At 57.8% G+C, this 12,197-nt stretch carries 11 protein-coding genes; 6 read left to right on the top strand and 5 right to left on the bottom strand.

Annotated features, from left to right (window positions below; all coding sequences use genetic code 11):
• Nucleotides 1-5: 5 nt before the first annotated feature.
• The 4 genes from IEQ42_RS03360 to yaaA form a co-directional block, all read right to left on the bottom strand.
• Nucleotides 6-1,175 carry an alginate biosynthesis protein Alg44 gene (locus IEQ42_RS03360; protein WP_042557754.1) on the bottom strand — a complete coding sequence of 390 codons (1,170 nt, stop codon included), beginning with the start codon at nt 1,173-1,175 and terminating at the stop codon, nt 6-8.
• Nucleotides 1,176-1,210: 35 nt separating this feature from the next.
• Nucleotides 1,211-2,695 (bottom strand): mannuronan synthase, encoded by a 1,485-nt coding sequence (gene alg8, locus IEQ42_RS03355; RefSeq protein ID WP_395593400.1) that lies wholly within the window; start codon nt 2,693-2,695, stop codon nt 1,211-1,213.
• A gap of 98 nt (nt 2,696-2,793) precedes the next feature.
• A complete protein-coding gene (locus IEQ42_RS03350; protein ID WP_150594961.1) occupies nt 2,794-4,110 on the bottom strand; it encodes a nucleotide sugar dehydrogenase in 1,317 nt (438 codons plus the stop codon).
• Nucleotides 4,111-4,919: 809 nt separating this feature from the next.
• Nucleotides 4,920-5,699, bottom strand: a complete 780-nt coding sequence (gene yaaA, locus IEQ42_RS03345) for a peroxide stress protein YaaA (protein WP_210702541.1) — start codon at nt 5,697-5,699, stop codon at nt 4,920-4,922.
• Between the two features lie 326 nt (nt 5,700-6,025).
• Between yaaA and IEQ42_RS03340 the strand changes: the two genes are divergently transcribed.
• The 6 genes from IEQ42_RS03340 (at nt 6,026) to IEQ42_RS03315 (ending at nt 11,373) form a co-directional block, all read left to right on the top strand.
• A complete protein-coding gene (locus tag IEQ42_RS03340) occupies nt 6,026-7,150 on the top strand; it encodes a polysaccharide deacetylase family protein (RefSeq protein WP_210702540.1) in 1,125 nt (374 codons plus the stop codon).
• 349 nt (nt 7,151-7,499) lie between these two features.
• Entirely contained in the window at nt 7,500-8,891 is a 1,392-nt protein-coding gene (locus IEQ42_RS03335) for a PhoH family protein (protein WP_150617200.1), read from the top strand.
• A 238-nt stretch (nt 8,892-9,129) separates the two neighbouring features.
• Nucleotides 9,130-9,603 (top strand): cyclic pyranopterin monophosphate synthase MoaC, encoded by a 474-nt coding sequence (gene moaC, locus IEQ42_RS03330; RefSeq protein ID WP_210702539.1) that lies wholly within the window; start codon nt 9,130-9,132, stop codon nt 9,601-9,603.
• Complete coding sequence (moaD, locus tag IEQ42_RS03325) at nt 9,600-9,842, top strand: molybdopterin converting factor subunit 1 (RefSeq protein ID WP_210624698.1); 243 nt, start codon at nt 9,600-9,602, stop codon at nt 9,840-9,842. The genes moaC and moaD overlap by 4 nt, the downstream gene beginning before the upstream one ends.
• 3 nt (nt 9,843-9,845) lie before the next feature.
• Complete coding sequence (gene moaE, locus IEQ42_RS03320) at nt 9,846-10,298, top strand: molybdopterin synthase catalytic subunit MoaE (protein ID WP_210702538.1); 453 nt, start codon at nt 9,846-9,848, stop codon at nt 10,296-10,298.
• A 298-nt stretch (nt 10,299-10,596) separates the two neighbouring features.
• Nucleotides 10,597-11,373, top strand: a complete 777-nt coding sequence (locus IEQ42_RS03315) for an ABC transporter substrate-binding protein (protein WP_210702537.1) — start codon at nt 10,597-10,599, stop codon at nt 11,371-11,373.
• Nucleotides 11,374-11,497: 124 nt separating this feature from the next.
• Here the strand turns inward: IEQ42_RS03315 and IEQ42_RS03310 are convergent, their stop codons facing one another.
• Nucleotides 11,498-12,124 carry a helix-turn-helix transcriptional regulator gene (locus IEQ42_RS03310; RefSeq protein ID WP_150597492.1) on the bottom strand — a complete coding sequence of 209 codons (627 nt, stop codon included), beginning with the start codon at nt 12,122-12,124 and terminating at the stop codon, nt 11,498-11,500.
• Nucleotides 12,125-12,197: the final 73 nt, after the last annotated feature.

Here is a 12,197-nt window from a genome sequence, read left to right as displayed (position 1 = left end):
TCGACTTAAAGACCGGCAGCCATGGCTTTGTCGATCAGCCAGTTCAGGTTCGGGCCACGGTCGCTGTTCACTTCCACCGGGCGGCCGGCGAGGCTGCTGTCGAGCGACTCGTCAGGCTTGATCTGTACGCGGATGTCGGAAGACAGGTCGGCGCTTTTCAGGCTGGTGCTGCTGACGATCTTGCCGGTGCGGATCTTGTCTTCGCCGGCGATCTGGAAGCTCACCGGGGTGCCCGGACGCACGTCGCCGAACTGGCGATAGGAGAAGCGTGCTTCCACATTGGCCTCGGTGTTGCGTGGCACCAGTTGGAAGATCACATCGCCCTTGCTCGCGTATTGACCGTCAGCCACCAGTTGCTGGGCCACGGTGCAATCGCACGGCGAGGTGAGGGTGCCGGTCATTTGCTTGCCGAACAGTTCTTCAACCTTGGCGGGCGACAGTTGATCTTCTTGCATGTGGCCCTTGAGCACGTCGAGCATGCTGGTGCTGAAGGTCGCCAGTGGCGCGCCTTTGGCCGCAACGCCGTCGGACTTGATCAGGCTCTGCACAGTGCCGTCACGCGGCATGGTGATGTTCATGCCCGGTACGCTGACCAGACCGGCCTGCGCGTGGCTGACGAAGTACATGCCGTACACCGATTTGGCAATGAAGCCCGCCGCGACCAGGCCGACCGCGAAGATTCCGGCGCTGAACGTCACGGCTTTCAGACGCCCGAACGGGGTCATGCCGTGGCCGCCGTCCTTGACCTTGCGCGCCTTGGTGAAGTTGTCGCGCTGCAGGGTCGCCAGTACTTCACCCATGCTGACGATGTCGCCGGCCAGGTGCGAAGTGATCAGGTGGCGCAGGGTGGAAATATCCTGCGGCTCAAGGTTCTGGAACTGGCAACCGACGCGGCCGGTCTGGCGGTCGAAGGAGCGCACCTGCAGCTCGACGTCCATGGCCAGACCGAGGTTGTCGATCACAAACTGCAGGCGAGCCTTGTGCACCTGGCCGATCGTCAGCGGCATCTGCCCGGCGTTGAACGCCAGGCCGCCGGCGGACAGATCCAGCACGCGGGTTTCCAGCGGTGTCCGGTCAGGGCCGAAGAAACGCAGTTTGGCCGGGATTTTCACTCGGGCGTGTTGGCGCTGGGCTTCGGATTCATGCACTACGTTGGCGTTGACGGCGGTATTCATAGGGGCGATTTCCTTGTTAATTCAATAGGGGCGGGTCAGACCATCATCAGCAGCACGGCGACGAAAATGCTGCCGGCGGAGAAGGTCATGGTCCGAGACGACCAAGTGTTGAACCAACGTTGAAAGCTGGCGAGATCACGGGTCAGGGAAGTGGGCTGGCGAGTCCAGGATTGTTGGTCGAGGCGGAAGAACACGTAGATCTTCACCAGCGCACCGACGATCTGGTTGTAATAAAGAATCGCCGGGTAGGCCGGGCCGATCCGGTGACCGGAGCAGGACAACAGCAGCGTCAGAATCAGGCGGGTGATGCCGATCCACAGCAGGTACACCAGGATGAACGCGGTGCCGTACTTGAAGCTGGCGATGATTGCCACGGTCAGGCCGAGCAGCGATGTCCACATCGACACGCGCTGGTCGAACAGCACCAACGAGGTGAAGGCACCGAGGCGTTTCATGCCCAGGCCCAGCGCTCGCGAGTTCTGGCGCAGGTTGTTGCCGTACCAGCGGAACATCAGTTTGCGGCTGGCCTTGATGAAGCTCTTTTCCGGCGGGTGTTCCACGGTGTGGATTGCCGCGTCCGGCACATAGAATGTGTCGTAGCCAAGGCGCATCAGGCTGAACCAGCTCGACTTGTCGTCGCCGGTCAAAAACTTGAAACGGCCCAGGCGCCAGTGCTGCAGGGAGTCGCTTTCCACGTCGGCGATGAAGTCCGGATTGGTCACCACGGAGGCGCGGAATACCGACATCCGGCCGGTCATGGTCAGGACGCGTTTGGACAGGGCCATCGAGCACATGTTGATGTGACGTTGGGCGAAGCGCAGCTTGTGCCATTCGCTCATGATGTAGCCGCCGCGCACTTCGCAGAATTCGTTGGTGGTCAGGCCGCCGACGTTGCCGAACATCTGGAACCACGGCACGGTTTTGCGTACCACGCCCTCGGCGAGCACGGTGTCGCCATCGATCACGGCGACGACGGCGCGGTCGTCCGGCAGGTGCCGGGAGATCGCGCGGAAACCGTAGGCCAGGCCATCGCGTTTGCCGGTACCGGGAATGCGCACGAAGTCGAGTTTCACTCGATCCGGCGGATTCATGCGCGCCCACAGCGCTTTGACCAGCAGCTCATCGGACATTTCGACGATGGAGCAGACCATCGTGGTCGGCAGCCCGCAGTCGATCGCTTCGCGGATCACCGAGCTGTAGACCTGCGCTGTGGTCAGCGCGTCGATACGGAAACTGGTGACCATCAGGTACACGTGCGACGGATCTGCCGCCTTGCCCAGCTTGCGCACTTTACGGCGCAGGTGCGGGTAGACGATGTAGAGAAAAATCATGCCGCGCACAAAGTGCGTTGCACCCATCGAGTAGCGCCAGATACCCACGGCGCCAATCAGGAAAATGAAGTCCTTCGACTCGGAGTCGAACGTGGACGTGGGCAGCATCAAGGCCAGGCCCATCAGCAGACTGAGATAAAAAAGCCAGCCGGCGGATTGCAGAAAAAAATGTTTGAGCTTGTTCGACATAACCGTCATCCGAAGGTGAGAAGGCTTCAAGCCGCAAGCGGCGAGCTGCAAGCGAAACGCTTTGGCTTGCAGCTCGAAGCTTGTCGCTTAGGGCTGCTTTACCAGCAGATACCTTCGGTACGGGTGCCGGCGTCAGTGGCTTTGGCCATGAAGCCGACCAGGTCGATGACCTGTTTGCCGTCCGGCGCTTGCTGAGCCAGCGCACGGAATTTTTCGTCGCGGTTGCCGAGGATGATCACGTCGGAGTTGTCGATCACCGAATCGAAGTCTGCGTTGAGCAGGGACGACACGTGCGGGATCTTCGACTCGATGTAGTCCTTGTTCGCGCCGTGAACACGGGCGTACTCGACGTTGCTGTCGTAGATGCTCAGGTCGTAACCCTTGCCGATCAGCATTTCGGCCAGTTCCACCAGCGGGCTTTCGCGCAGGTCGTCGGTGCCGGCCTTGAAGCTCAGGCCGAGCAGGGCGACTTTGCGTTTGTCGTGGCTTTCAACGATGTCGAAGGCGTTCTGCACTTGCGATTCGTTGCTGCGCATCAGCGAGTTGAGCAGTGGCGCTTCGACGTCCAGCGAACCGGCGCGGTAGGTCAGGGCGCGGACGTCTTTGGGCAGGCACGAACCGCCGAAAGCGAAGCCTGGGCGCATGTAGTACTGGGACAGGTTGAGGGTCTTGTCCTGGCAGACCACGTCCATTACTTCACGGCCATCGACGCCGACGGCTTTGGCGATGTTGCCGATCTCGTTGGCGAAGGTCACCTTGGTGGCGTGCCAGACGTTGCAGGTGTACTTGATCATCTCGGCAACGGCGATGTCCTTGCGGATGATCGGTGCGTCGAGTTCTTCGTACAGCGATTGCAGAACGTCGCCCGAGGCCTTGTCGAACTCGCCGATGACGGTCATCGGTGGCAGGTCGTAGTCGGCAATCGCGGTGGATTCACGCAGGAACTCAGGGTTGACCGCAACGCCGAAATCGACGCCAGCCTTTTTCCCGGAGCAATCTTCGAGGATCGGGATGACAACGTTTGCGACAGTGCCCGGCAGTACGGTGCTGCGCACCACAATGGTGTGGCGGGTGGTCTTGTCACGCAGGACAAAACCGATCTCGCGGCACACGGCCTCGATGTAGTTGAGTTCCAGGTCGCCGTTCTTCTTGCTCGGCGTACCGACGCAGATCATCGACAGATCGGTGTCACGAATCGCTTCGGCGAAGTTAGTCGTACCGCGCAGACGACCGTTCTGAATACCTTGCTGCAACAGCTCGCCCAGACCGGGTTCAACAATCGGAGATTTGCCAGCGTTGATCATATCGATCTTGTCTTTGGCAACATCGACGCCCACGACGTCATGGCCCCGTGCAGACAGGCAACCGGCACAAACTGCGCCAACGTAACCCAAACCAAATATGCTGATGCGCATCGCAATTACCTCTGTATATATCAGGCCAAAGAAGGCCGGAGTTAATGGTGTTCAGCGTTAAAAGTGCACTCGAAAGTGCGGCGCGCAGGCGTCACAATGCCGTGTGCAGGCATACTAATTTTCGAGTGTCTAAATAAGTGCACTCAAGGTGTGCGCAACTAGGCCTTGTTGTTATGACCTGCCCTGTTATGCAGCCGATCTCCATTGTTGGAGACCTTGGTGCAATCGGTTTGCGCGCTTGACGTCAGGCGAATAGCCATACAAATCAAGCGGTTGTGTACTCAGGCGAGCACGTTTATAGGGGCGTGGTCATGGCCTTGCAGGGGATATTAATGGAGCGTATCTCCTGTACTTCAGTTTGTTTTCAGACTAGTTAGTCATCTAGGCAAGTTGCTGTGACAACTTGGTTACATGACTATCTGCCCTGCGTAAGTTATCTCGTACAAACTCGGCGAGAATCGTTACCGGTGGTATGAGCTATGCATTTGGACGAAGTTCCTGTCCACTCATCGCGAAAGCTGAAATTTCTTGAAATATTGTCGTAGATGGCACTAATCTCAAATTGATGGCACTTTCGTTTTCGACCTTTAATAACAGGCGAATAATCACATTAGATAGTTTTGTGCCACTACAGTGAAAAAATTTAGGTGCCACTACTGAAAAAAATGATCAGTGTCGAGTGAAACTAACCATTAGAAAAGAGGGGGTTGATTTTATGGCGCCATAAAAATGGCATATGTGGCGAGGGATTTTCGACATCGTGCGAGCTGCACGACTCTTGGTAGAAAGAGTCGTGCAATAGGCATGCTTTATTCGGGGGCGTGATCGCGCAAAAACACCAGATTGTCCGGTTTCGACTGTTCAGCACTGTAACGATAACCCTGAACATCGAACTGCTTGAGCTGGGCGGGATCGTTGATGCCTTCCTGGATCACGAAACGGCTCATCAGGCCACGGGCCTTTTTTGCGTAGAAGCTGATGATCTTGTACTGGCCGTTTTTCAGATCCTTGAAATCGGCATTGATGATTCGCGCAGTCAACGCGGTGCGTTTGACAGCTGAAAAGTACTCGTTGGACGCCAGGTTGAGCAGCAAATCATCGCCCTGCTCGGCCAATGCTTCATTCAGCCATTCACTGATGCGCGTGCCCCAGAACGCGTACAAATCCTTGCCGCGCGCGTTGGCCAGTTTGGTGCCCATCTCCAGTCGATACGGTTGCATCAAGTCCAGTGGGCGCAGCAGGCCATAGAGGCCGGAGAGCATGCGCAGGTGTTTTTGCGCGTAATCGAAATTCGCTTCGCTGAAGGACTGCGCGTCGAGACCGGTGTAGACGTCACCCTTGAACGCGAGCAGCGCCTGCTTGGCGTTTTGCGGGGTGAACGCTGGCGTCCAGCTGCCGAAACGCGCGGCATTGAGCCCGCCGATCTTGTCGGAGACGTGCATCAGCTCGCTGATCTGCGCCGGCGATAGCTCACGCAACTGCTGGATCAGTTCCTGGGAATGGTCCAGATATTGCGGCTGGGTGAAGCGCTGGGTTGCCGGCGGCGTTTCGTAATCGAGGGTCTTGGCGGGGGAAATCACCATCAGCATGAAGTCGTCTCCTTTAATCGTGGAGGCGATTCTAGGGGGTTGTCGGTGTTGACTCCAGCTATGGGGGTTATAGGCAGGGGTAAGCTCGGGCATTTGCGACGGCTGGTGGATTTTTCCCTCACCCTAACCCTCTCCCGGAGGGAGAGGGGACCGACCGGGTTGTTCTTTCGATATCCGCCGACCTGAGCTATCGAGTCGAACTCAAATTTTGAAATCAACGAAGATCGGCTCCCTCTCCCCCCGGGAGAGGGCTGGGGTGAGGGTAGCGTCCTTGTACCCTGCACATCAGCTATAGTGCCGCCCGGGTTTGTAACGGAGACACCCCATTGCGCATTGTTCTTTTATTCACCGCGTGGCTGTTGAGCTTCGGTGCCATCGCGGCGCCGGGCGATGTGGCGACGCTGGATCGCAGCACCTGGCCTGAGCAACTGACCAGCCCGACGCTGTTCGACGTCGCTTCACGGGCGGAAATCCTCATGTTTGCCCGCGGCTTGCTCGGCACCGAATCGATGACGGAGGCCGCGTTGGCTCAGCGTCTGGGCCTGCGCACGGTCAATCTGGATGCCGTCAACAGCCTGCGCGAGCGCCTTTGGCAGCGCTTGCTTGCCAACTACAACTACGCCCAGCAAAGTTGCGATCAGGACGCCTCTTTCTGCTTCCTCGTCGAAGACTTGCCTACGCTGCGTGAGCAGGCCGCCAAATTCGTCGTCAGTGATGACAGCTATTACACCAGGTGGGCCGAGCCAAGCCGGATCTTCCATCTTCAGTACCTGGACGAATTGCTGCGCAAGGCTGCGTTGTTCCCGCAGACCAGCAGCGAAATCGATCGTTTCGGCGACTATGAGCGCAACGGCGAGGAGATGCATGATCGACTGTTTCTGCTGACTTTCGACAGCGCCGCCAACGCGCAACCGGACAACACCGACTGGCTCACCGAGTACCTGCGCAAGGCCAGCATGAGCGGTACGTTCTTCATGTTGGGCAAGGATGTTCAGGCGCGACTGGGTGACCGTTCCGTGAGCGGCCTGCAAGCGACGTTCTCGCAGCAATGCGTCGGCGTGCAGGGTTGGGAGTTCCGCTCCCACAGCCATTGGCAGGACTGGCAGGATTCGGTGCGCCGCAGTGCCGATCTGGTGAAGAACAAACTGCCGGAAAATTATGTACCGCTGTTCCGTCCGCCGGATGGCCAGCGGCGCAGCGATGCAAAAGGCTTCTTTAACACGCAGGGCCTGCAAGTGGCGCTGTGGGACATCGATGCCGCGGACGGTGCAGGCAAACTCAAAGGTCCGCAGAGTGCGCAGCGAGTGCTGACCCTGATGCTGTTGTGGCGTCACGGGGTGATCAATTTCAACATGAAACAGGATGCCGTGAAGACCGCCATGCCGTGGCTGATCACGCAAACCGCGCAAAGCGGCATCGGTTGGGAAGACTGTCTGGACGGGTTTCGCTGAGAAACTAAGAAAGCCCGAAAACATTGGGCTTGGGGCGATTTTTTTGCAGAATTCGATGCAGGCGGACTTCCGACTTTAGCGAGGTCTGGACAGTCCGCCAAGGGCTTTTCGTCACTCTGCAAAATAAACTTCAAAAAACCGTCAAAGTGCTTTTTCCTGTCATGGGTTTTGGAGTATTACGAAGACAGACCGCCGAAACCTGCAACACAGGTGGCGTCTTCCAAGACCCACTTTGTGTGCAAGTCACCTGCCTCTTTCAATAAAAGCCCGGCAGATGAATCGGCAGTCACTTCGAGGCGCAGCACTGTAGAGGTATTGCGTCGAATGGCTCTGACAAAGGTGACCGAGTATGGATGATCACGGACGTAGCCCTTCCAACCAGCCAATCCTTTATGTACTCGATACCAACGTATTGATTCACGATCCAAACGCCCTGCTTAATTTCGAAGAACACCACGTCGCCATCCCGATGACCGTGCTGGAAGAGCTGGACAAGCTCAAGAGCGGGCATCACAGCGTTGCCGCCGAATGCCGCCAGGCCATCCGGCTGATCGACAAGACCCTGGGCGATGCCTCCCCCGAGGACGTCGAGCTGGGTGTGCCGATTCAGCGCGGCAAGGGCGGTCCGAAGGGCTTGCTGTCAATTCTGATGAGCAAGCAGGCCGAATCGAACCTGATTCTGCCCGAGCATCTGAACGACAATAAAATCATCAACCAACTCATCGATATGCACACCCGTGATCCGCAGAAACCTGTGGTTCTGGTGACCAAAGACATCAACATGCGCCTCAAGGCGCGCGCCTGCGGGATCGCGGCCGAGGATTACAGCACCGACCAACTGGTCGATGACGTGTCCCTGCTGCCCAACGGTTATCACAACATGACCGGCTCTTTCTGGGACCTGGTGAGCAAGGTTGAAACCCGTCAGGACCACGGTCGCACATGGCACGAAGTGAAGTTGATCGACAACTTGCCGGCGGTGCATATCAATGAGTTCATCATCGACGAACAGGGCTTCGTTGGCTGGATCAAGGAGATTGACGAAGACCGCCTGCTGATTCTCGATCTGCATCAGGAACCCCTCTTGCACCAGGAAGCCTGGGGCCTGAAGCCGCGTGACATCTACCAGAGCCTGGCGCTGTACGCGCTGCTCGATCCGGACATCCATCTGGTCAACCTGTCGGGCGCGGCCGGTTCCGGTAAAACCATTCTGGCGTTGGCCGCTGCGATCGAGCAGACCATGGTCAGCAAGCGTTATCGGCGCATCATCGCCACCCGCAGCGTACAGGGCCTGGACCAGGAAATCGGTTTCCTCCCCGGCACCGAAGCGGAAAAAATGGAGCCTTGGCTGGGCGCTATCACCGACAACCTCGAAGCCTTGCACATGGATGACGAAAACACCCATGGCAGCGTCGATTACATCCTCAGCAAAGTGCCGTTGCAGTTCAAATCGCTCAACTACATTCGCGGTCGCAGCTTCCAGCAGAGCCTGATCCTTATCGACGAATGCCAGAACCTCACGCCGCACCAGATGAAAACCATCATCACCCGTGCCGGCGCTGGTTCCAAAGTGGTGTGCCTGGGTAACCTCGCACAGATCGACACCCCTTACCTGTCCGCGACCAGCTCCGGGCTGACCTACCTGACCGAACGCTTCAAGGATTTCCCCAACGGTGTGCACATCACCCTGCAAGGGGTGCCTCGCTCGATCCTGGCTGAATACGCCGAAACGCATTTGTAGTCCTTCGCAACAAACCGGGCGGCCAAAAGCCGCCCGGTTTTTTTATGCGTGAATGCAAAATCAAAAGGTGGGAGCGAGCCTGCTCGCGAAAGCGGTGTATCAGTCACATTGATGTTGCCTGACACTCCGCTTTCGCGAGCAGGCTCGCTCCCACTGGATTGGTGGTGATTTCATAATCAATGATGCGGAAATTTGACTCGCAGGTTTACAATCCCCGCTCCTGATCAGGAGTAATCCCGTGCTGACTCATCTCGATTCCCAAGGTCGCGCCAACATGGTCGACGTCACTGAAAAAGCCGTGACGTTTCGTGAAGCGACGGCCCAAGCGCTGGTGCGCATGCTCCCCGAAACGTTGCAGATGATCGTCAGTGGCGGCCATCCCAAAGGCGACGTATTTGCCGTCGCGCGCATTGCAGGCATTCAGGCGGCGAAGAAAACCAGCGATCTGATTCCCCTGTGCCATCCGCTGATGCTCACTGGCGTCAAAGTCGAGCTCAGCGCTGAAGGCGAAGACACCGTGCGCATCGTCGCCCGTTGCAAATTGTCCGGGCAGACCGGCGTCGAGATGGAAGCGCTGACCGCTGCCAGCGTCGCCGCGCTGACTATCTATGACATGTGCAAAGCGGTGGATCGCGGCATGACCATCGACAGCGTGCGTCTGCTGGAAAAGGTTGGCGGCAAGAGCGGGCACTTTCAGGCGGATCAAGCATGAAGCTGACAGTTAAGTTTTTTGCCCGTTACCGTGAAGCGCTGGGCGTTGACTCGGTAACGGTCGACGGTGATTTCACCACCGTCGATGACGTGCGCGCGCTGTTGGCGCAGCGTGAAGGCGCCGAGGTATTGAGCGAGCAGAACCTGATGTGCGCACGCAACGAAGACTTGTGCCAGCTCGACGAACCGGTGGTCGAGGGTGACGAAGTGGCGTTTTTCCCCACTGTGACCGGAGGCTGATCCATGGCGATTCGTGTCCAGGCCACGCCGTTCGATCCGGGTGCGCAAGTCAATGCGATGCACGCGGCCAATGTCGGCGTCGGCGCGGTGGTGAGCTTCGTCGGTTACGTGCGCGACTTCAACGATGGCCTGGATGTGGCGGGGATGTTCCTCGAACACTATCCGGGCATGACTGAAAAAGCCCTCGGCAAGATCGCCATCGAGGCCGAGCAGCGCTGGCCGTTGCTGAAACTGGAAGTGCTGCACCGCATCGGCGCGCTGGAACCGGGCGAGCCGATCGTGTTTGTCGGCGCTGCCAGCGCCCATCGCCAGGCTGCGTTCGACGCCTGCGCCTTCGTCATGGATTACCTGAAAACCCGCGCACCGTTCTGGAAGAAGGAAAACACCAGTGACGGCCCGTGCTGGGTGGAAGGGCGCGACAGTGATCATGCGGCGGCGGATCGCTGGAACAAATAGTCCTGTAGGGTTCTTCAGTCAGTCATCGCTGGCAAGCCAGCTCCCACAGGTTTCAGTGGTGCGCAAAAAATATATGCACGACGCGAAAGACTGTGGGAGCTGGCTTGCCAGCGATGAGGTCATCTGCAACACCAAAAACCTCGCAGACACTCTCTCCTCCCTAATTGACGATTTGTACCTATAAGTCCAATATGGATTTCCAAGTACAAAAAAGCTTCGTCTTGCCGCTCGTAGCTCCCCGCTCCCAGCTGCTCTTCTTCATCTTGCCAAACCAACAACAACCCGCGAGAGAACGAACATGAAGAAACTTCCCCTCATCACCGGTCTGGCCCTTAGCCTTTTGGCTTCCAGCAGCGTGTTCGCCGCCGAGAAAACCCTGCGTATCGGCATTGAAGCGGCTTACCCGCCATTCGCCTCGAAAACCGACAAAGGCGAAATCGTCGGTTTCGACTACGACATCGGCAATGCCCTGTGCGCGCAGATGAAGGCCAAGTGCGTGTGGGTCGAGGGTGAGTTCGACGGTCTGATTCCTTCGCTCAAAGTGAAGAAAATCGACATGGCACTGTCGTCCATGACCATCAACGAAGACCGCAAGAAGTCGGTGGATTTCACCCACAAGTACTACTTCACGTCCTCGCGGCTGGTGATGAAGGACGGCGCCACGGTCGATGATCAATACGCCAGCCTCAAGGGCAAGAATGTCGGCGTGCAGCGCGCAACCACCACCGACCGCTATGCCACCGAGGTGTTCGAGCCCAAGGGCGTCAACGTCAAGCGCTACAGCAATAACGAAGAGATCTACATGGACCTGGCAGCCGGTCGCCTTGATGCGATTTTTGCCGACACCATTCCGCTGAATGACTTTCTGTCGATGCCACGCGGCAAGGGCTATGCGTTCGTCGGGCCGGAGCTGAAGGATCCAAAGTATGTCGGCGAGGGGGCGGGGATTGCGGTGCGCAAGGGTAATACTGAGCTGGTCAGCCAGTTGAATAGCGCCATCGATGGCATTCGCGCGAGTGGCGAATATCAGAAGATTTCCGACAAGTATTTCAAGTCGGACATTTACGGCGACTGATCGTCCGCTATCGCTGGCAAGCCAGCTCCCACAGTGATCGAGTCGTACACAGATTTTGTGTACATCAAAATCCCTCTGGGAGCTGGCTTGCCAGCGATGGGGTCAGATCCATCACCGCGGCTCTTCAGCCCTTTAATTCCTTCAGGTGTTTGTACACCGTCGCCCGGCCCATGTTCAGCACATTGGCCACGTAGTTCGAGGCACTCTTGCCCTTGAACGCGCCCTCGGCATGCAGTGCCAGCACCAGTTCACGTTTGTGATCGCGGGTCAGCAGATTCAGGCTCAGTTGGCGCTCGCGCAGCCAGGCGTGCAGGAACGTGTTGATGCGCTCCTGCCAGTCATCGCGAAACAGTGAGTCCGGTTGCGGGATCAATTTGCTCGGCGACAGGAACAGGTCCAGCGCAGCCTTGGCATTCTCGAACAGCGAAATATTCAGGTTGATACACAGCACCGCCAGCGGCAGGCCTTCGCTGTCGCGCAATACGCTGCTCAGGCTGCGAATTTTCTGACCATCCCAGTTGAGTTTTTCGTACGGGCCGATGTTCCGCTCGCTGACATCCTCGCTGAGCATGTCTTCAAGTGACGACTCGTCACCGATCTCGCGTTTGGACAGGTTATTAGCGATGTAGTCGACTTTTTGCGTGCGCAAATCGTGCAGCACCACTTCGGCGTGGGGAAAGAACAGCGTGGCGATGGCGTCGGCGATGGCCCGGAAGTTATCCAGTGCCGGGTCGAGTTCGGGGGCGGTCATGACAGTGGAGCTCCAGGCAGCGTCAGCGCCCACATGAACAGGGGCGCTGCGAGTTTGCCGCAATCGGTTGGGC

Origin of the sequence: Pseudomonas iridis (genome assembly GCF_017980685.1) — a bacterium.
Lineage (GTDB): Bacteria > Pseudomonadota > Gammaproteobacteria > Pseudomonadales > Pseudomonadaceae > Aquipseudomonas > Aquipseudomonas iridis.
This window is presented reverse-complemented; position numbering and strand designations above follow the sequence as displayed.